Origin of the sequence: Flagellimonas chongwuensis (assembly GCF_013376415.1) — a bacterium.
GTDB lineage: Bacteria > Bacteroidota > Bacteroidia > Flavobacteriales > Flavobacteriaceae > Flagellimonas > Flagellimonas chongwuensis.
Window position 1 is genome coordinate 830,939 of record NZ_WYET01000004.1, and the last position, 21,048, is coordinate 851,986.

19 protein-coding genes and 1 pseudogene are annotated in these 21,048 nt (G+C 40.5%); 13 read left to right on the plus strand and 7 right to left on the minus strand.

Translation table 11 applies throughout. The features are described from left to right. Positions 1-3 precede the first annotated feature (3 nt). Positions 4-294 carry a hypothetical protein gene (locus GUA46_RS10810; protein ID WP_108246611.1) on the minus strand — a complete coding sequence of 97 codons (291 nt, stop codon included), beginning with the start codon at positions 292-294 and terminating at the stop codon, positions 4-6. A 168-nt stretch (positions 295-462) separates the two neighbouring features. Here GUA46_RS10810 and GUA46_RS10815 point away from each other — a divergent pair, with 168 nt between their 5' ends. Together GUA46_RS10815 and GUA46_RS10820 are read left to right on the plus strand one after the other, a co-directional pair. Beyond that, the gene (locus tag GUA46_RS10815; RefSeq protein ID WP_176620496.1) at positions 463-2,154 is read left to right on the plus strand and encodes a M23 family metallopeptidase; all 1,692 of its coding nucleotides are present in this window, start codon (positions 463-465) and stop codon (positions 2,152-2,154) included. Positions 2,155-2,277: 123 nt separating this feature from the next. Next, complete coding sequence (locus tag GUA46_RS10820; protein WP_176620497.1) at positions 2,278-2,925, plus strand: hypothetical protein; 648 nt, start codon at positions 2,278-2,280, stop codon at positions 2,923-2,925. On the opposite strand, the gene GUA46_RS10825 is transcribed toward GUA46_RS10820, so the two are convergent. Further along, positions 2,926-4,074: a cysteine desulfurase family protein gene (locus GUA46_RS10825; RefSeq protein WP_176620498.1), complete on the minus strand. Its 1,149-nt coding sequence runs from the start codon at positions 4,072-4,074 to the stop codon at positions 2,926-2,928. A gap of 110 nt (positions 4,075-4,184) precedes the next feature. Between GUA46_RS10825 and GUA46_RS10830 the strand changes: the two genes are divergently transcribed. Next, positions 4,185-4,706 carry a hypothetical protein gene (locus tag GUA46_RS10830; RefSeq protein ID WP_176620499.1) on the plus strand — a complete coding sequence of 174 codons (522 nt, stop codon included), beginning with the start codon at positions 4,185-4,187 and terminating at the stop codon, positions 4,704-4,706. Here GUA46_RS10830 and GUA46_RS10835 read toward each other — a convergent pair. Beyond that, positions 4,703-5,245, minus strand: a complete 543-nt coding sequence (locus GUA46_RS10835) for a Smr/MutS family protein (protein WP_176620500.1) — start codon at positions 5,243-5,245, stop codon at positions 4,703-4,705. The two genes, GUA46_RS10830 and GUA46_RS10835, sit on opposite strands and share 4 nt — an antisense overlap. Positions 5,246-5,324: 79 nt before the next feature. Here GUA46_RS10835 and GUA46_RS10840 point away from each other — a divergent pair, with 79 nt between their 5' ends. The 3 genes from GUA46_RS10840 to GUA46_RS10850 are packed head-to-tail and all read left to right on the plus strand — an operon-like array spanning position 5,325 to position 6,304. Continuing rightward, a complete protein-coding gene (locus tag GUA46_RS10840) occupies positions 5,325-5,645 on the plus strand; it encodes a DUF2752 domain-containing protein (RefSeq protein ID WP_229418490.1) in 321 nt (106 codons plus the stop codon). 11 nt (positions 5,646-5,656) lie between these two features. Further along, positions 5,657-5,983: a CCC motif membrane protein gene (locus GUA46_RS10845; protein WP_108246606.1), complete on the plus strand. Its 327-nt coding sequence runs from the start codon at positions 5,657-5,659 to the stop codon at positions 5,981-5,983. 9 nt (positions 5,984-5,992) lie between these two features. Then, a complete protein-coding gene (locus tag GUA46_RS10850) occupies positions 5,993-6,304 on the plus strand; it encodes a CCC motif membrane protein (protein ID WP_108246605.1) in 312 nt (103 codons plus the stop codon). On the opposite strand, the gene recQ is transcribed toward GUA46_RS10850, so the two are convergent. After that, a complete protein-coding gene (gene recQ / locus GUA46_RS10855; RefSeq protein ID WP_176620501.1) occupies positions 6,301-8,502 on the minus strand; it encodes a DNA helicase RecQ in 2,202 nt (733 codons plus the stop codon). The two genes, GUA46_RS10850 and recQ, sit on opposite strands and share 4 nt — an antisense overlap. A 197-nt stretch (positions 8,503-8,699) precedes the next feature. Between recQ and GUA46_RS10860 the strand changes: the two genes are divergently transcribed. From GUA46_RS10860 to lptB, 4 genes are read left to right on the plus strand one after another with little or no spacing between them, the layout of a single operon-like run. After that, entirely contained in the window at positions 8,700-9,665 is a 966-nt protein-coding gene (locus tag GUA46_RS10860; protein ID WP_176620502.1) for a KpsF/GutQ family sugar-phosphate isomerase, read from the plus strand. Beyond that, the gene (gene tatC / locus GUA46_RS10865) at positions 9,665-10,507 is read left to right on the plus strand and encodes a twin-arginine translocase subunit TatC (protein WP_108246603.1); all 843 of its coding nucleotides are present in this window, start codon (positions 9,665-9,667) and stop codon (positions 10,505-10,507) included. The genes GUA46_RS10860 and tatC overlap by 1 nt, the downstream gene beginning before the upstream one ends. After that, complete coding sequence (locus GUA46_RS10870; RefSeq protein ID WP_108246754.1) at positions 10,497-10,847, plus strand: carboxymuconolactone decarboxylase family protein; 351 nt, start codon at positions 10,497-10,499, stop codon at positions 10,845-10,847. Before tatC ends, GUA46_RS10870 begins: the two co-directional genes overlap by 11 nt. Before the next feature lie 57 nt (positions 10,848-10,904). Further along, on the plus strand, positions 10,905-11,645 hold the full coding sequence (gene lptB / locus GUA46_RS10875) for an LPS export ABC transporter ATP-binding protein (protein ID WP_176620503.1): 741 nt from the start codon (positions 10,905-10,907) through the stop codon (positions 11,643-11,645). On the opposite strand, the gene GUA46_RS10880 is transcribed toward lptB, so the two are convergent. Both GUA46_RS10880 and GUA46_RS10885 read right to left on the minus strand, forming a co-directional pair. Beyond that, on the minus strand, positions 11,642-14,086 hold the full coding sequence (locus GUA46_RS10880; RefSeq protein ID WP_176620504.1) for a hypothetical protein: 2,445 nt from the start codon (positions 14,084-14,086) through the stop codon (positions 11,642-11,644). The genes lptB and GUA46_RS10880 overlap by 4 nt on opposite strands. Positions 14,087-14,327: 241 nt before the next feature. After that, on the minus strand, positions 14,328-16,760 hold the full coding sequence (locus GUA46_RS10885; protein WP_176620505.1) for a hypothetical protein: 2,433 nt from the start codon (positions 16,758-16,760) through the stop codon (positions 14,328-14,330). Positions 16,761-16,956: 196 nt separating this feature from the next. Between GUA46_RS10885 and GUA46_RS10890 the strand changes: the two are divergent. Then, positions 16,957-17,154, plus strand: a pseudogene (locus tag GUA46_RS10890) (LPS export ABC transporter ATP-binding protein); the annotation flags it as partial. Between the two features lie 2 nt (positions 17,155-17,156). Here GUA46_RS10890 and GUA46_RS10895 read toward each other — a convergent pair. Further along, positions 17,157-17,882, minus strand: a complete 726-nt coding sequence (locus GUA46_RS10895; RefSeq protein ID WP_176620506.1) for a CDP-alcohol phosphatidyltransferase family protein — start codon at positions 17,880-17,882, stop codon at positions 17,157-17,159. A 101-nt stretch (positions 17,883-17,983) separates the two neighbouring features. Here GUA46_RS10895 and GUA46_RS10900 point away from each other — a divergent pair, with 101 nt between their 5' ends. Both GUA46_RS10900 and GUA46_RS10905 read left to right on the plus strand, forming a co-directional pair. Beyond that, complete coding sequence (locus tag GUA46_RS10900) at positions 17,984-19,153, plus strand: lipoprotein N-acyltransferase Lnb domain-containing protein (protein ID WP_218109543.1); 1,170 nt, start codon at positions 17,984-17,986, stop codon at positions 19,151-19,153. 21 nt (positions 19,154-19,174) lie between these two features. Next, complete coding sequence (locus tag GUA46_RS10905) at positions 19,175-21,046, plus strand: ABC-F family ATP-binding cassette domain-containing protein (RefSeq protein ID WP_176620507.1); 1,872 nt, start codon at positions 19,175-19,177, stop codon at positions 21,044-21,046. Positions 21,047-21,048: the final 2 nt, after the last annotated feature.

A 21,048-nucleotide genomic window follows, 5' to 3' on the forward strand; every position in this document is an offset into this window, starting at 1 on the left:
CAGTTAATCCGCCAACTTGGCTATGCAAACATCAAGTTCGCGAATCAATGTATTTATCTTGAGCTTAGCTTCTGTTTTACTAGTATTACTACCCAGCATCGTGTTTGCCATTTTCAGGGATTCGTATTTCTCTTCCCAATCGTTGAGCGCTTTCTGCTGAAGTCCGTTTTCTTCTTTTTGGAGTTCCAATTCTTGCCTTAAATTGGCGTTGAGTTGGTGCAACAGCTCCATTTTGTGAAGCAATTTACTCACCTTGTTCTCCAAAGAATCAACAATCTCAACAAGTTCGCTCATATTTGCAAACAACAATACGTATTACACAAAGTTAACGATCCTCGTACAACCTCGCAATACTTTTAAGATTTATTCTTAAAGCTTTGCTTCAAGTAAAAAGTGGTTTCCTCCAAAACTTTTTATCAAATCAAAACATTGGTTACTTTCGTAAGGAATTATTGTTTTTATATGCGCCTCTATCTTTTTTTTATCACTTCTTTTATTGCATTGCACTTATCTGCCCAAAAAGAATATCCTCAGGATGCATTCGGCTCTCCGTTGGACATACCCTTGGTTTTGGCCGGGACTTTTGGCGAACTGCGTTCCAATCATTTTCATTCGGGGATGGATATTAAAACGCAACAGCGCGAAGGCCTACCGGTATTTTCCATTGCAGATGGTACGGTGACGCGTATCGTAGTTTCGCACTGGGGGTACGGGAAAGCTCTTTATGTAGCACACCCCAATGGCTACACTTCGGTGTATGCGCATCTTAAAAAGTTTGGTCCAGAAATAGAGGAATACGTTAAAAAAATGCAATATGACAAGCAATCGTACGAGGTGGAAATGTTCCCTGATTACGGCGAGTTAAAAGTGAACAAGGGAAGTATCATCGCCTATTCGGGCAATACGGGCGGTTCCGCAGGCCCACATCTTCATTTTGAAATACGTAGCAGTGTAAGCGGCAAGCCGACCAACCCACTTTTGTATGGTTATGAGGTACGCGATGCCACCGACCCTACTTTGCTGGGACTGTACGGTTATCCCATTTCGGAAGGCGCTCTCATCAATCAAAGCGCAAAAAAAATTCAATTGAACTACAAAAGGCAAGCTGATGGTTCCTATTTAGCGGACAAGGTAACCGCTAGTGGCACCATCGGTTTTGGACTCAATACTTTTGATCGCCTGGATATGGCCGCCAACCAAAATGGAGTGTATGCCATAAAGCAAACGGTTAACGGGAGGGTGCATTCAGAATTCGATTTTGAGACCTTCTCCTTTGCCGAGACACGCTACATCAACACACTTATTGATTACGCCTATTATTATGATCATCGGCAGCGTATACAAAAATGTTTTAGGGAACCTTATAACCACCTAAGCATTTACAAATCGCTCTATAATGATGGAAAAATAAGTATTGAAGAAGGCATGTCGTACAATGTTGAATTGCTCATTTCGGATTTGGCAGGCAACACTACAAAACTTGTTATTCCAATTGAAGGCAAAAAAGAAGAGGAGAAAATCGCAAAAGAGGACAAAGCCACGGAAAATTATTTGATTGCGGAGAAACCGAACAACTTTGACCTTGGTGCTGCCAAAGTTTACTTCCCTGCCAGTACGTTTTATGAAGATTTCTTCATCAATTTGAAAAAAGGGAACGATACAATCACCATTCACGATAACAGCATTGCCGCACACCGGAACTTCACCATCAGTTTCGACCCATCCAAATATGCAATGGAAGATAGGAGCCAGATGTTTATTGCGCATTTGGACAGCAGAATGAGACCTTCGTATTCGAAGACATACAAACGCGACGGGGCATTTACCACCCGAACCAGGATCTTGGGTACTTATACATTGGTAAAGGATAGCGTAGCACCACAGATACGCCCCAAAAACTTTAAGGAAAAGCAATGGTTGAGCAATTACAGCTACCTAAGCCTTACCATTACGGACGACCTCAGCGGGATTGACTCCTATTCCGCCACACTGAACGGGAAATGGATTTTGATGGAATACGAACCAAAAACCAATACCATCACCTATAATTTTGATGACAACATTGCAAACGAAACGGAATGTGAACTTAAAGTTACCGTTACGGACAATGTCGGCAACTCTAACACCTATACAGGCTCTTTTTTCAGGAAATAGCGTTATTTTTGCACACGAAAAGTAGGCTAGTCAAGTAAATGTCCTTTTTTAGAGCTCTAATAATCAACCTATTTAAAAGCAACCTCATCCAAAGATCAAGATTGTTGAATTAAAATTTGATGAATGAAAAATATTGTCTTTGCCCTTGTTCTTTTCACCAGCGTATGTACAATGGCGCAAAAGAACATTTATGAGAGCATAAGGTTTGATGAATACACCGAAGACCACGAGATTTTAGCCATTATCCCCTTTATTGCCCATTTGGAGCTAAAAAAGGCCGTGGATACCGATGAGTTGACCCTACTGGCCGAAAAAGAGGGCTATGCGGTACAAAATGCCTTGGAAACCTATTTCTCCAAACGTAAAAAGCGTAAAAAGTTCAATGTGGATTTTCAGAACATCATGAACACCAACGCTATTTTGGCTCAAAACAATATCAACTATAACAATATTGATACCTACACTACACAGGAACTTTGTAAAATTTTGGATGTAGACGGTATCATAAGCGGCAACTTAAACCTCAACATTCTACTTTCTGAAGGAGTCCCGACCGATTTCAGTATTCTGGATTATTTCAGTGGCAATGCCAACTATGGAAGAATCGGGGTAAAAATAAGTGACGGTGAGACCGGGAAACTACTTTGGAAGTACGAGAACGAGATTTCCAAAAAAACCGGAAAGAACACCACCGAGCTTATCGACAAAATGATGAAGACCGCTTCCAGAAAATTTCCTTACGACAGGGAAAAAAGAAGAAACCGAAATTAATCAGCTATTCGCAAATTCTTTTAAGACCCCAACGACATAATCCAACTCCTGCTTGGTGTTGTACATAGAAAAAGAAAAGCGCAGACTGGGCTTGTCCAGCTCCTCGCCTTCCAAAATTTCGTTGAGTACGTGCGAACCTTGATTGCTTCCCGATTGGCAGGCGCTTCCTTTGGAACAGGCAATACCTTTCATATCCAAATGGAACAACAGCATCAGACCTTTCTGTTTATCAAAAGGCAAGCGAATATTGGCCAACGTATAGGTACTTTTTTCTAAATCGCCGGAAAGTCCATTGCATTCGGCACCTGGAATCTCTTCCAAAATCCTATCCACAAAATATTTCTTGAGCTCTTTTACCGCCTCAATTTCTTCTTCCAGATGCTCATACGCTTGTACAAATGCCTCTTCCAGACCAACAATGTTATGGAACGGTTCTGTACCTGCCCTAAACCCACGTTCTTGGGAACCTCCTACAATCAACGGTTTCAAACCTGAATTTTTTCGGATAAAGGCAAAACCTACACCCTTGGGCCCATGGAACTTATGGGCTGCAGCTGTCATAAAATCAATATTCACGGCCTGCACATCCCAAGGATAATGCCCAATGGATTGTACGGTATCTGAATGAAAAAGTGCATTGTTCGCCTTGCATAGCTCACCCACGGCGGCGATATCGGTGATATTACCAATCTCGTTGTTCACATGCATCAAACTGACCAATTTTTTGGAGTCATCTTTTTTGAGCAATTCCTCCAAATGCTTCATGTCAGGATTGCCAAATTCATCCAAGTTTACATACCAAACATGGACACCATACTCCTTTTCCAGTTCCTCCACTGTATGGAGCACCGCATGATGTTCAATCTTGGAAGTTATGATGGTCTTGACACCCAAATCTCTTACGGCACAACGCAAAATCATGTTATCCGCCTCGGTACCTCCAGATGTAAAGATGATTTCCGATGCTTGGGCGTTCAACGTTTTGGCAATGGTCTTACGTGCTTGCTCCACGGCGGTTTTTGCAGATCTACCAAAGCTATGGGTAGATGATGGGTTGCCATATTGCTGTGCAAGAGCCTCCTGCATCCGTTCAATTACCTCTTTCCTTACCTGCGTGGTGGCAGCATTGTCCAGATAGATTTTTTGCATGATCGGGTTTACTTTTTAACAGGTGCAAAAGTACAGGAAATAAAGTTAATTTCTTTTAAAGTGATCCTAAGGATTAGTGTTTTAAAATGGAATTGCTTTAAATTTGGTGCATGAGAAAATGTATCTTTTCAATTCTTGGGGCAATCACAATCCTTTCCTGTAGCGATGGGGATCTTCAAATCGAGACCATTGACTTTGACAGTGCCTCGATACAATATTGTGCCAATCCTGTTGCCAACGCCAAAAATTTGATGTTCAAAATAAATGATAACGAAGCCCTTATACTTGAGCTTCAAAGCGGGGTCTTGAACCGTGGGGTTGCTGGAGATACTGTAATAACCGAGAGTACGGTTCCGGGACAATCCCAGGTAACGTACAGGGTTTTCTCGGATGCCGTTAACAAGGATTATTTTTGTAACGACATACCTACGGTGGATCCTAAAGTAATTGACGAAGTTGTTGCCGAAGGGGGCATGGTAATTATTGAGACCATGCCGGTAGAAAACGACACTACACGTTTTGAACACAACATAAACCTTAGCGGTATATCATTTGTCACCGGAAATGGGGAGCGTATCACTAATTTGGCCATAAATGAATTTGGAGAGGTTATCACCGTGGTACCTGACTAGGTGTTTTGGTAAATATAGACCTCGGTAGCCCCCAAACCATATTTTTGATAATCGGCATCGTAAAATTTCACATTATCGTACCGATTGAAAAGATAGTGCAGTTCCTCTTTTAGAACGCCTTCCCCTACCCCGTGGATAAACACTACCTTTTGAATTCGCTTGTTAATGGCAAAGTCCAATTGTCTTTTGGCGGTATCCAATTGAATGTTGAGCATATCGTAGTTGCTCATGCCCTTGCTTGATTTCACCAATTGATGAATATGCAGGTCAACCTCCATTTTTGGAGCACTTCTTTCTTTGGGTTTGATAGTAGGAGCTTTTCTTCTTTTGGGGATTTCTTTTTCTTTTTTGATTTGGGCCACCTCATGATTGGAAACCGATATATCGCCACCTATTTTAACGAGATCACTACTGGCAAAATGCATGGGAAAACCATCGTCGGTAATTAACGTTACCTGATTGCCATCAATTTTTTGAATGACACCCGAAATGGCCTCATCCAATACCTCTGCCCTATCCCCTATCGAAAATTTCCCCATACACGATTTCTATCTATAAAAATGACATGAAAATTAAACTTGAATACAAAAATAATAGTATTTTCGGGCTCTACAGACAATGATGTACCTAACACCGACCATAATCGCCTTTGATCTTGAAGATTATATGCTTCCCTGTCTTAATAAACGGATTACAGGCATAGATTGTCCAGGGTGCGGTTTGCAGAGATCGGTAAACCTTTTACTGCATGGAGAGTTCTTAGCTGCTTTTCAAATGTACCCTGCCATATACCCCATATTGTTCCTATTGCTGTTTTTGATCACCAACATTTTTGTGAAGTTTCAACATGCCAATATGATCAAAATGGTTTTAACGCTATTGACAGTGGGTACCGTTATCATAAGTTACATCCTAAAAATGAATAACCTTTTTAATTAATACTTAAAATTATGGAACAACAAAAACTTCCAAATGCGACCCTGATATTGGTCTTCGGAATCATCTCTATTGTAACTTGCTGTTGCTATGGGGTTATCGGACTTATTTTTGGTGTGATTGCTTTAATCTTGGCCAACAAGGCCCTTAAACTATACGCTGAAAACCCAGAAATTTATGAAGGCGTACAAAATGTAAAAACAGGTAGAATACTTGCCATCATTGGTGTTATACTCAACGTATTGGCTCTTGCCTATTTTATCTGGGCCCTTTCTTTCTTTGGATGGGAAACCTTACAAGATCCACAGAGAATGCAAGAAATCCTTGAACAATACCAATAATATAATTTTATGAACCAACAACCCTTACCCGGGGCAAGCACTGTGTTGACAATGGGAATACTCTCCATTGTCCTCACTTTGGTGTGCTGCGGGCCATTCGGTGCTATTTTTAGCATCATTGGATTGGTAAAAGCTAAGACCGCTACCCAATTGTACGAGCAAAGTCCTGAAAATTACACTGATTTCAGCAATGTGAAAACAGGTAAGATCCTTTCTTATATAGGATTGGCCCTTGCTCTCGTTTCTTTAGTATTCGTAATCCTTTATTTTGGATTTATAGTAGCGGCAATAACTACAGGTGAGTTGAGTGGCGAATTTTAATTCGCCACTTCACTTATAAATTTAAGACGGTATAAACGGAGTTCTTCATCTTCGTAATCGCCATCAAATTCATCAATGGCAGCGGATATGGAATCCGTGTCGGCTTCCAAGAAGTAATCGTGGATTTCTTCCTGTTGGTCCTCATCCAGTATTTCATCTATCCAGTAACCAATATTCAACTTGGTTCCACTGAAGACAATCTGCTCCATTTCTTTGATAAGTTCCGGCAATTCCAATCCTTTGGCAGAGGCTATATCATCCAAAGGCAACTTTCTATCCACACTTTGGATTACGTAAAGTTTTAAAGCGGAATTGGCTCCTGTACTTTTTACTACAAGATCATCCGGCCGTATTATGTCGTTCTCATCCACATATTTAGAAATCAGCTCCACGAAGGCCTTACCATATTTTTTTGCTTTTCCTTCCCCAACTCCTTGAATATTCAGAAGCTCGTTCATGGTCACTGGATACTTTAAGGACATATCTTCCAATGATGGGTCTTGAAAAACCACAAATGGCGGCACTTCATGTTTTTGTGCCTCCCTTTTGCGAAGGTCACGAAGTAATTTCAACAAATTCTCATCAGCTACCCCTCCATTCGATTTTTCCGCGGTAACAATATTTCCTGTATCATCTTTGGAGTACACATGGTCCTTGGTCATCATAAACGACTCTGGATCCTCGAGATATTCCTCACCTTCTTTAGTCAGGTTCAAAATACCATAGCGTTCAATTTCTTTTTTAAGGAGACCTGCCACCAAAACCTGCCTGGTCAAAGCCATCCAAAATTCTTTGTCCTTATCCTTACCTATCCCAAAAAAACTTTTTTCATCGGTCTTATGTGAAGAAATCATGGCATTCGTCTTGCCGACAAGTACTCTTACAATCTCCTTGGTCTTGAACTTTTCCTTGGTATCCCTTACCACGCTCAGAAGTTTCACTACATCTTCTTTTGCCTCTTCTTTTGGCTTAGGGTTTCTGGAGTTATCATCCATATCGGCGCCCTCGCCGTTCTCCTCATCAAAATCCTCACCGAAATAATGTAGTATAAATTTTCTACGGGATATGGATGTTTCGGCATAGGCTACTATTTCCTGTAAAAGTGCATTTCCAATCTCTTGCTCCGCAACGGGCTTACCTGACATGAATTTTTCCAACTTTTCCACATCCTTGTATGCGTAATAGGCCAAACAATGCCCTTCTCCGCCGTCTCGCCCTGCTCGACCGGTTTCTTGATAATAGCTTTCAATACTCTTGGGAATATCGTGGTGGATAACAAAACGTACATCCGGCTTGTCTATCCCCATACCAAAAGCAATGGTGGCCACCACCACATCCACCTCCTCCATCAAAAACATATCTTGGTATTTGGAACGGGTCTTGGCATCAAAACCAGCATGATACGGAACGGCGCTCACCCCATTTACTTGGAGCACTTGGGCCAATTCTTCCACTCTTTTGCGGCTCAAACAATAAATGATTCCCGATTTTCCTTGATTTTGCTTCACAAAACGGATGATATCGGCATCTACATCCTTGGTCTTGGGCCGTACTTCATAAAATAAATTAGGCCTGTTGAACGATGCTTTGAAAACCTTGGCATCCGTCATCCCTAAATTTTTAATGATGTCTTCCTGTACTTTTGGCGTAGCTGTTGCCGTTAGACCGATTATGGGGATATTGTCTCCCAAGCGATTGATAATACCTCGAAGATTTCGGTATTCTGGTCTAAAATCGTGCCCCCATTCTGAAATACAGTGGGCTTCATCCACAGCAACGAAGGAAAGTTTTACATTTTTTAGAAATTCCACATTTTCTTCCTTCGTCAAGGATTCTGGCGCCACGTAAAGTAATTTGGTCACGCCATTGGTTATATCTTCTTTTACCTGCTTAACCTCTGTTTTTGTAAGGGAGGAATTCAGAACATGGGCAATGCCGTGTTGCTCGGATATGCCCCGAATGGCATCTACTTGGTTTTTCATCAAGGCAATCAAAGGCGAAACCACAATGGCGGTTCCTTCTTTCATTATTGCCGGCAGTTGATAGCACAGGGACTTTCCTCCCCCTGTGGGCATAATCACAAACGTATCGTTATCATTAAGAATGTTCTGGATTACACCTTCCTGTAATCCTTTGAACTTCGAGAAACCAAAATATTTTTTGAGCGAGGAATGTAAATCAGTATTCATTAGGCTCATTTCCGCATTTTTCAATTTATAACAAGCAACCTAAACGGCAGTTGAAGCTTTTAATATTTTATCGTTCATTTACAGATGAATCTATTCTCACTTCCATAATAGTCTGTAAAAGATAGTTTGATTAGTTTTGTAATCTTAAATATAAGACATTCTTTTAGGAATGCAATCAGTTAATCGGTTTATTACATTATTATACTTTGAGCGACATTAAGTCAATTTTATCCATAGCAAAACGCACCCTCGAAATCGAGAGCAAAGCAGTAGCAAATTTGATTGGACTTTTGGACGACCAGTTTGCGCATGCAGTACAGCACATTTTACAGTGCAACGGAAGAGTTATCGTTTCAGGGGTAGGCAAAAGTGCCATAGTTGCCTCCAAAATTGTAGCTACGTTGAACTCTACGGGAACGCCGGCCATTTTTATGCACGCGGCGGATGCCATTCATGGTGATTTGGGAACCATTCAAGAAAACGATGTGGTGATTTGCCTATCACAGAGCGGCAATACGCCAGAAATAAAAGCGCTGCTCCCCCTAATTAAAGTTGGTAGCAACAAACTTATCGGAATCACTGGAAATATGGAGTCCGTACTGGCCAAACAAGCTGATTTTGTGCTAAACACCTACGTGGAGAAAGAAGCGTGCCCCAATAATTTGGCGCCTACCACCAGCACCTCGGCACAAATGTCCATGGGTGATGCCCTTGCCATTTGCCTTTTGGAGCTCAAGGGGTTCAGCAGTTCGGATTTTGCCAAATACCACCCCGGTGGAGCTTTGGGAAAGAAGCTATATTTGCGCGTTGCCGATATTGTGGCCAATAATCAAAAACCACAGGTAGATATCAATGCCAAGGTAAAAGATGTAATTGTGGAAATATCTGAAAAAATGCTCGGCGTTACAGCTGTATTGGACCAAGAAAAGGTTGTGGGCATAGTAACTGACGGCGATGTACGAAGAATGTTGAGCAAATACGATAATATAAGTGGACTTACCGCGAAGGACATTATGACCTCGAACCCTAAGACGATAGATGTGGACACTTTGGCCGTGAAAGCGTTGAAACTGTTACAGGAAAAGAGCATATCGCAATTGTTGGCCTTTGATGGTGAAAAATATGCCGGTGTGGTCCACATTCATAACCTTATAAACGAGGGAATCCTATAATGGCTAAAAAAGAGAGAAAAAGTCCAGATGAAATGTCCTTTTTGGACCATTTGGAAGAATTACGTTGGCATTTGGTACGCTCAACTTTGGCAGTTGTAATCATTGCCTGTGTAGCCTTTGTTTTCAGGGGCTTTATTTTTGACACAATATTGTTCGGGCCCAAGAGCATGGATTTCCCGACCTATCAATTTTTCTGTAATATTGGAAAGTTTTTCGGGGTAGATTCCGAATTCTGTGGAGACACCATCCCGTTCACCATTCAGAGTAGATTGATGGCCGGACAGTTTTCCGCACATATCTGGACATCAATTTGGGCGGGGGTTATTCTAGGCTTTCCTTATATTTTATGGGAATTGTGGAAATTCATCAGTCCAGGGCTATACGAAAACGAAAGAAAGCATTCCAGAGGATTCATCATTACGGCCTCAGGCTTGTTCTTTCTTGGCGTACTCTTCGGTTATTACATTGTTGCACCATTGTCCATCAACTTTTTGGGATCTTACCAAGTAAGTAAAGAGGTATTGAACGAAATCGACCTTGCCTCCTACATTGGAACGGTAAGGGCTTCTGTAATTGCTTGTGGGATTATGTTTGAATTGCCCATCGTTATTTTCTTTTTGACCAAGGTCGGATTGGTAACTCCAGAAATCCTGAAGAAATACAGAAAGATAGCTTTGGTAATAATCTTGATACTGTCCGCGATCATTACACCACCGGATATAACAAGTCAAATCATTGTCTGTATTCCTGTACTTATATTGTACCAGGTAAGTATTTTTATTTCCAGAATGGTTGTCAGAAAAGAAGAACGAAAAGAGAAAGCAAGAAAAAATGCCAAATAAAGTAGAAGAGTTCAATGCCTATCGTGCCCAAATGAACGATAAGCTGCTTGCGGAAAATAACAAACTCATCAAACGCATCTTTAACCTGGACACCAACGCCTATATGGCCGGCGCTTTGGACGTAAAGACCAAAGAGCTCCTAGGCTTGGTAGCCTCCGCAGTTCTCCGTTGCGATGATTGTGTAAAGTACCATTTAGAGAGCTCCAAAAAAGCCGGTGCCAATAAGGAAGAGGTAATGGAAACCTTGGGCATAGCCACCTTAGTCGGCGGAACCATTGTAGTACCCCACCTAAGACGTGCATACGAATACTGGGAAGCATTGGAAGAAAGCGAAGCTTAAAAAAATCCAAAAGACCATTCGGTAGACAAAGAATATGTTTAGTTTTGGCAAATTCCTATGAAGCTACGTGCAGAAAATATAATGAAGGCCTACCGAGGCCGAAAAGTTGTTAAGGGTATTTCCCTTGAAGTAAACCAAGGCGAAATTGTTGGACTGTTAGGTCCAAATGGAGCTGGGAAGACCACATCTTTCTATATGATAGTTGGTTTGATAAAACCCAATGGCGGGAATATCTATCTGGATGATATGAACATTACCGCTTTTCCTATGTACAAAAGGGCCCAGAACGGTATTGGCTATTTAGCGCAAGAAGCTTCTGTTTTTCGAAAATTGAGCATCGAGAAAAATATCCTGAGCGTGTTGCAGCTTACCAAATTGAGCAAAAAGGAGCAACATATGAAGATGGAGTCCCTGATTGATGAGTTTGGTTTGGGGCACATCCGTAAAAACCGTGGTGACCTGCTCTCAGGTGGTGAACGCCGTCGTACCGAAATTGCCCGCGCCTTGGCCACAGACCCTAAATTTATTCTTTTGGATGAACCATTTGCAGGGGTCGACCCCGTAGCGGTGGAGGATATTCAGCGAATCGTGGCCCAATTAAAGAACAAAAACATCGGCATTTTAATCACCGACCACAATGTTCAGGAAACTTTGGCCATTACCGAACGTTCCTATTTAATGTTCGAAGGTGGTATCCTAAAAGCAGGGGTGCCCGAAGAACTTGCAATGGACGAAATGGTTAGAAAAGTCTACTTGGGCCAAAACTTCGAGCTACGGAAAAAGAAGCTTGATTTTTAATTGGATTTAGCGGTGTTCAATATCTTAACTTCTGAGAATAGACTTCCGTCCTTACCCATTCCTTCGATAATTACCTTTAGGTTATCAAAACCATAGTTAGGAATTTTGAGGGTGTAATTGTTGTTCTTATCCAACCATACCAATGGCTCCCAATGAATCAATCCAAAATTCTCAAAAGCCGTGTTGGTAAACGAGATGAATTCTGGGTTATAAAATTCCTTTTGTCTTTCAAAACCATTATCAACTTTAAATGCAAAAGATTTATCGGACATAAAACCTTTACCCGGGGTTAGATTTAGCTCTTCTCCTTGCCTTGTAAAAATATATATCGTTTCTGTATTTCCAGCTTTGGTTCCCATATACCTTGACAAACGATCTATATAAAAGCTCTCTACCTGTGTTAAGGGCATCTGGTAAAGCACATCCAGGTTCATTTGTACCACATCGTCCAAAACAATATTAACTCCAAACCTAGGGTTTCTACGTGATCTTATTTTGTACCTGCTAATAAATGCAGGGTCTCCTCCATCATAGGCCTGCAATTCCTCCAATACCACATAGCCTTTAGAGCGCAATAATTCTGCCACCGTACCATACGTTAGAGCTAATTCTTCATCAACAACTGTAATTTTACTTGCCAAATAGCGGGGAACCCTTATATTCTCTCTGGCTTGTTTTTCAAGTTTACTCTGTTCGGTTACCGTAACATTGTCCAGCGCTATAAGTTCAAAATCTGAATGTAAATCGGGTAACGCTAAATCATTGCTTCTTGAGTCCATGATTCCACTCTCGGTATTAAAAAAGTTAATTTTTTTAATACCGGAAACATCAATTTTTTCATCCAGAAAGTAACTGTTAGATAAGCGAGCATACATATTTAACTTGGATAACTTTCCCCAATTGTTCTTTTTTGAAAAGAAGATGTTTTCTCCATTGATCGGATAAAAGTTGGTAATCAAAAACTTATCTTGGCCAGGGGAAAGGTTTATTTCCGAAGGTTCGTGTTCAATCGATTTATGTACCAGAATACTTTCTCTTTTCAATTCTTCATTTAAAAACCCGTAAAGAGTCAATCCATCTACCGAATCATACTTGGTTTCTAATTTATCGCTTAAAATCTCTTGCCAATCATATTTACTATAACCTTGTGTTAAAAGGAGCAAATCAAGGTCATATTTTTTCTTAATCTCATTCTTGCTGAAATAGTAGCTTGCATTTTCTACATCGCCCTGTATATAGGGCATAAGATAAATTTGTTTGTAAATACTATTTTCTCCCTTATAAACCTTTGTGTTTTCGGGTAATACTGAAACACTTATCCCCATAGGCTGATAACCCCTAGAGTTTAATGTTATTTCCAAAGAGTCTTTTGTAACCGTTGCGTAGTTTATGGAGGCTTCAACCCTATTTGCTAACCCACTATTCCAAACATAAAATTGTCTCTCTTCAATAGGGTTGTTCCTATCGTCTAGCAAGGTCAGGATATTTACTCCCTCCATCAAGTTAGTCTTATCAAAATAAGCTGTATGCACTCTGGCATTTTTGGACAACACAACAGGCTCTGAGATAAATTCTCCGTATTTGTGCAATAGCAAATTTGTCTTTACCTCACCATCTTTCAAGGCTAAATCGTTGGCCTCAACTTGCACAAAAACTTCATTTTTGTAGGGATTGTCAACTACATTCAAGTTAATTCCCTTAGCGTAAATCCTGGGAACCCTAACACTTAATTCCTCTCCAGAAGGCATTTGCAGATTGGCAAAATAAAAAACGTTCAATTCAGGTGTAATCTCAAATTTTCCAAGACCCAAGCTATTAGTTTCAATCAATGCCAATTGCTTACCAGCTTCATCCACAATTTTTATATTATCCATTTGTAAAGGCATGCCCATACCATTCTGTACTTTGACCCCCACAATATTGTTTATTCCTGCTACAAGTTTGCCGCCCTCCGGCAAAAACTGGATATCTACTTTTCTTGGATCCAGTTGATTTAACGGAATATTATAATCGGACTTTACGACTAAGATTTGCTTCAAAAATGCATTGTCATCTTTAAAGTTTCGCATCCAGTTGGTTTTAGCTTTTAAAAAATAGCGGCCTTCACCAAATGTTGAATCAACCTTTACACTGCCTTTAAAAAAACCTTCGTTCACGTAGTAGAGCAATTCTTTTTTAAGTACTCCCAAACTATCATATACACCCACATTGATTGTTTTGGATATATCGGAGGGTTGGGATTTTTTAAGGTCATACAAATAACCTTTAAACCAAATTTCCTCATCTGGGAGAAATATATCTTTACCTACCTGCAGGTACACAACTTCCCTCGGGTCCTTGAAGTATTCACGGTATTTCTCCTCGATTTGATTTTGGGCATTAAGCGTGTTTATTAGGAATAATAAGGATACTATATAAAATAGCGGTTTATATTCTCGCATTTCTAGATAATTATTATGGTTAGTTGCGTAGTAAGATTAATTTCTTGATAAAAGGTCAAGAAGATACACAAATAAAAATTAGTTACCCTTTTGATGCTTAAGATGGACTTTCCAAACAAATGACAATCAGAATATTAAATCAATAAAAGTGTTTTACTATTACCGTCCTAAAAACACTTTGCTCTATAAACCCTTACGAATAGCGCAATTAAAGATCAAAAACCTGTCGAAAAATGGATGTTTAGTTCGAATCACCTACGTCCAATATTCTAATTTCGGACAACACATTTCCGTCCCTGTCCATTCCTTCAATAACCAACTTTAAGTTATCGAAACCATAGTTTGGGATTTTTAAGGTATAACTGTCATCTTCGTCTATCCATATCCAGGGCTCCCAGTGAATCAACCCAAAATTTTGAAAAGCGGTATCAGTAAAAGAAGTAAATTCCGGGTTATAAAAGTCCTTTTGTTTTTCGAACCCTTTGTCCACTTTGAATTCAAAAGATCTCCTGGACATAAAGTCTTGGCCAGGTGTGAGATTGAGTTCTTTTCCACGTCTTGTATAGATATAAATTGTTTCATTTAAAGCTGATCTAGCACCCATATACCTAGATAACCTATCAATATAAAAACTCTCTACTTGAGTCAAGGGCATATTGTAGAGTACATCCAAATTCGGCAGCAAAACATCATCCAAAACAATATTAACCCAGGCGCCACGCCTTGATTTAATTTTCACCCTACTGATGAATTCGTTACTACCACCATCATACGCCTGCAACTCTTCCAATACTTCATAACCTTTTGAACGCAACAACGATGCAACAGTATTGAACGTCAATGCCATTTCTTTATCCACAAAGGTAATTTTATCTGCCAAATATCTCGGAACCCGAATGTTCTCTCGGGCGCTTTTTTCCATTTTACTTTCCTCGGTTACGGTCACGTTATCCAAAGCAATAAGTTTTTCTTCTGAGCTTACTTCTGGTAGTTTAAAGTCTTTATTCACATTACTTATGGTTTCTCCTTTATTCTTGAAAAAGGTATTTTTTTGATGACCGGAAACATCAATTCGCTCATCCAAAAAATAATTATTGGATAAGCGGGCATACATATTCAACTTGGATATTTTACCGCGACCATCGATTTTGGAAAAGAAAATACTCTCGCCAGTGATAGGATAAAAATTGGTGATTAAAAATTTATCTTGACCGGATGATAAGTTTATTTCCTTAAGTTCATGCTCGATAGTTTTATGCACTAAAATTTTCTCCCTTTTCAAATCCTCATTTAAAAAACCATAAAGACTAATTCCATCCACTGGGCTATACGTTGTTTCAAACTGGTCTCTCAAAATAGTATCCCAGTCATATTTACCTTGCCCCTCGGTCAATAAGAGCAAATCCATCTCATATTTCTTTTGATGATTGGTGTCTTTAAAATAATAACCACCGTTTTGAATATCCCCTTTTAGATAAGGCCTCAAATAAATTTGGCTGTACATATTCTCGTTTCCTTGATAAACTTTTGTGTCCAATGGAAAAACGGATACACTCAGCCCCACGGCCTCGGGAACTTTGGAATTTATAGTAATTTCCAGCGAGTCGGTTGCCCGTGAAGAATGCCCTAGTGCGGTTTCAATTTTGTTCTCCCCTAATCCTTTCCAAACAAAAAATTGCCTTTCCTCTATGAGCTTGTTGTCCATATCGAACAAGGTCAGTGTGTTGACACCGGTCATTAACTTTGTCTTATCAAAATAAGTACTGAACACTTTACTATTCTTGGTCAATAATACTGGTTGAGATACGATCTCACCATCTTTGTGCAAAACCAAGTTTGTATTTATATCACCATCTTCCAAGGCTAGATCATTTGCTTCAACTTGCACCAAAATTTCCTTTTTGTAGGGATTGTCAACTACATTGAGATTAATCCCTTTAGCATTGGATCTTGGCAATTTAAAACTTATCTCTCCTCCGGAAGGGACTCTGATTTTGCCAAAATAATCGGAACGGGGATTGGGGGTTATTTCAAATTTTCCAAGACCTTGACCATTGACCTCTATCAATGCCAGTTGCTTGCCTGACCCATCCTCTATCCTGAGGTCGCCTAAATCTACTGGCAAGCCCTTACCATTGACCACTTTGACCCCCACGGTGTTTTTTATTCCAGATACCAGCTTGCCTCCCTCCGGTAAAAAACGGATATCCAAATTCTCGTAATTTAGCTGGTCTTGGGCAACATCCAGGTCGGATTTAACGACTGTGATTTCCTTTAGAAATGCATTTCCATAACTGAAATTTCTCATCCAGTTTGTTTTTGCTTTCAAAAAATATCTTCCTTCCCCAAACGTTGAATCAACCTTTACACTGCCTTTAAAAAAGCCTTCGTTCACGTAGTAGAGCAGTTCCTCTTTCAATACTCCCATACTATCGTAAACCCCCACATTGATTGTTTTGGAGATATTGGAGGGACGTTCGCTTTTTTGGTCGAACAGGTAACCTTTGAACCAAATTTCCTCATCTTCAAGAAATATATCTTTACTTACCTGCAGGTACACCACTTCCCTTGGGTCCTTGAAATAATCCAGATATTTCTCCTCTATTTGATTTTGGGCATTGAGAGAAATCAATATGAACAAAAAGTAAAACAATAATGGTGTGTGTTTAGACATTCTAAATAATTTAATGGTTATCAACTATAAACTCAATTATCATTGTACCCTACCATGAAAAAAATTTAAGCACTAATATTTTAATGCGATTGTTTCATAGACAGATATACTTTTTTAAAAAAGTCAATCTTTCACAGTCTTAAATAATAGTTATTAGTAGAATTCCCACATAAACTGTTCCAAATTACCCAATTAAAGAACAAAAAACATAGGTGTTTTAATAACCGACCATAACGTTCTGGAAACTTTGGCCGTTACCGAGCGTTTCTATTTGATGTTCGAAGGCGGTGAACTAAAAGCTGGGGTTCCCGAAGAACTTGCCATGGGTGAAATGGTTAGAAAAGAATGCCTCGGCCAAAACTTTGAGCTAGGTAAAAAGAAGCTTGGTGTTTAAACCTACTTCTCGGAAGGCATCAATAAAGAAGCCAAAACATAAAAAAGTATAATCACCGGTATAGCCAAAAACTGTAATGTCAACAACAAAACCAAGCTTCCAATAATAAACAAATAGCGAATGCCATTATCCTTAAAACTCCAATTTTTAAACTTTAGGGCAAAAAGTTTGATGGGCGAGTTCAGCAAATACGAGCTCAAAACCGTCAAAACTACCAAAAACCATGGATTTAGGATTATGTTGTTCAACACCTCGTTATTATGATACAGGAGAATCATGGGCATCGAAAGAATCAAAAGGGCATTGGCCGGTGTTGGCAGCCCCACAAAAGAAGATACTTGGTTCTCATCCACATTAAATTTGGCCAATCTGTAGGCCGAGGCCAAGGTAATGGCAAAACCGACAAAAGGCAACAGTGTAATTTCTGCATCATGCCCAATAAAACCAAGATTCCAACCTCCCCGTTCGGCCATGCTCAATAACTGGAACATAACCACTCCAGGCACCAAACCACTGGTAATCACATCGGCCAAAGAGTCCAACTGCACCCCTATTTCACTCTGTACACCAAGTAGTCTCGCTGCAAGACCATCAAAAAAGTCAAAGAAAATCCCGATAAATACAAAAAGGGCCGCCCATTCCAAATGATTGAGCACTGCAAATACCGTGGCAATACAACCGCTCAACACATTAAGCAGAGTTAAAAAATTGGGAATGTAGGACTTCATGAAATTAGATTTCCGTAAAAATAAAGGAAAAATCAAACTGTACACAACGGATAGTAGGCCGAGTCGTTTTTATTCTGATATTTGTTCTGACAACAGAACAAATGAGACGAAGGCTCCATCTATTATTTTTTTGCTTCATTATTGGGAAGTTCCTTTTTGCCCAAGCTCCACAACTCACGGAAAATGCACAAGTAAGCCTGCTTACCTGTGCCGCAGGCGACGAATTGTACTATGCCTTTGGCCATAGCGCTTTTCGCGTGCAAGACCCGGCACTCGGAATAGATGTGGTCTATAATTACGGGACTTTTGATTTTGATCAACCTAACTTCTACCTCAACTTCACCAAGGGCAGAATGATCTATTCTCTTTCCCGCAGAAGTTTTGAAGCTTTCCTCTATGAGTACGAATTGGAAAAAAGATGGGTAAAAGAGCAGATCTTGGACCTCAATCTGCAGCAACGCAATCAGCTCCTTGCCTTTTTTGAAGAAAACTATCTGCCCGAAAACAGGGACTACCTGTATGACCCGCTTTTGAACAATTGTTCCAGCATTACAGGCGATGTTTTAAAAGAACAATTTGGGGATGCCATTGTTTTTGATGGCTCCTATCTTGACAAGCAATACACCTTTCGGCAACTGGTACGCCAGTTTATGGCCGTTAATACATGGTCCATGTTCGGCATTGATCTCGCCTTTGGTTCTCCTGTGGACAGAAAGGCAACGGTACAGGAACATATGTTTTTGCCCTACTATGCTATGGAACAACTAAGGCACACCTCCCTTAACGGAAAGCCCTTGGTAAAAAGGGAGCGGACCATTTTGGACTATAGCGAACACCTTCAACAGGGCTTTTTTCCGCTCTCACCACTTTTTTGGTTTTTGATGTTGATGGCTTTCACGGCGATTATCACTTATTTTGATCACAAACACAAAACTCGTAGCCGCTGGCTGGACTTTTCGTTGCTATTTATATCGGGATTGGCAGGGACCTTTCTCTTTTTGCTCTGGGTGGCGGCGGACCACACGTCCACCCCATATAATTTTAATATTTTATGGGCATTTCCCACCAACGCGATTGTTGCTTTTGCCTTGGTTTTTCAAGATAACATACCTCAATGGGCTCCAAAATACTTGTGGGCGGCCCTAGGGGCAATGGGCATAGTGCTTTTGCTTTGGATACTCAAGGTTCAGATTTTTTCCCCTGTAGTTATTCCATTACTTTTGACGCTGGCCATTCGATACCTTTACATCATCAGGTATTCCAAATTATAGGTCGGCCCACAAACAACATCCATGAACTTATTAACGGTCGAAAACATATCAAAATCGTATGGGGAGCTGGTGCTCTTCTCCGATATCTCCTTTGGAATCAATAAAGACCAAAAGATAGCCCTGATTGCCAAAAACGGAAGTGGCAAAACCTCCATTCTCAATATCATGTCGGGAAAGGACACCTCCGAAACCGGTCAGGTGACTACGCGCAAGGGCATCAAAATTTCCTTTTTGGAGCAGGAACCCAAACTCAATCCAAATTTGACCATTGAGGAAACCATTTTCACCACGGACAATGAAATCCTAAAAGTAATTGCCAATTACGAAAGGGCCGTTGAGAACCCCGATAATACAGAGCAATACCAAAAAGCTTTCGAAGCCATGGAGCGCTTAAATGCCTGGGATTTTGAAACGCAATACAAACAAATCCTTTTTCAGTTACAGCTTTCCAAACTCGATGCGAAGGTCAGCACATTATCTGGCGGACAAAAAAAGCGCTTGGCCTTGGCCAATGCCCTGCTCAACAAACCTGATTTATTGATTCTCGACGAGCCCACCAACCACTTGGACCTTGAAATGATCGAGTGGCTGGAAGCATATTTTGCCAAAGAAAGCATAACGCTGTTCATGGTAACGCACGACCGCTACTTTTTGGATAGGGTCTGCAATGAGATTTTGGAGCTGGACGACAACCAATTGCACACATATAAAGGCAATTACTCGTACTATCTGAACGAAAAAGATGCCCGGATGGAACGGGAAGCCGTAGAGCAACAAAAGACCAAAATGCTCTACAAAAAGGAGTTGGATTGGATGCGCAGGCAGCCCAAGGCACGTACAACGAAATCAAAATCCCGGATTGATGATTTTGCGGAGATAAAACAGCGTGCCCACAAACGCCGACAGGAGCACGAGGTACAGCTAGAGCTCAACATGGAGCGCTTGGGCAGCAAAATTTTGGAACTGCACAATATTTCAAAATCCTACGGGGACAAAACCATCTTGGACAAATTCGATTACAACTTCACCAAAGGGGAACGCGTGGGTATTATTGGGAAAAACGGAACGGGCAAATCAACTTTTTTAAATATCCTTACGCAACGGGAAGATGTGGAAGGCGGAAAAGTCGTGGTTGGTGACACCATAAAATTTGGATACTACACCCAAAAGGGAATCCCGGATAAAGAAGGTCAAAAGGTTATTGATGTGATTCGCGAGTTCGGGGATTACATCCCCTTAAAAAAGGGAAGACAAATCTCCGCGCAGCAACTTTTGGAGCGTTTTCTTTTCGACCGTAAAAAACAATACGATTTTGTTGAAAAACTAAGTGGTGGGGAACGTAAACGACTGTATTTATGCACTGTGCTCATTCAAAATCCGAACTTCCTGATTCTGGATGAACCTACCAACGATTTGGACATTGTTACGTTGAACGTACTGGAAAGCTTCTTATTGGATTTTCCCGGATGCTTGATCGTGGTCTCCCACGACCGTTACTTTATGGACAAAATCGTAGATCACCTATTTGTTTTCCGTGGGGAAGGTGTTATTGAAGATTTTCCTGGCAACTATTCCGATTATCGAGCATACGAGAGCAGTAAAGTAATAGAGGAACGCGAAAACAAGACCACATCTTCAGAAAAAACGGAAAACAATTGGCGGGATACGAGTGGTGGCAAACTTTCCTATTCAGAGCAAAAGGAATACAAGCAGTTGGAGAAGGATATCCAAAAATTGGAAGAAAAGAAAGTAGTGCTGCAAAACAAGTTTACAGACCCAGAAATGGATGGGGACGAAATTGCCAACCTTTCCATTGAACTTAAAGAAGTAACCGATGCCATCGAAGAAAAAACAGAGCGCTGGTTCGAGCTTTCTTCCATTTTAGAAGGATAAAA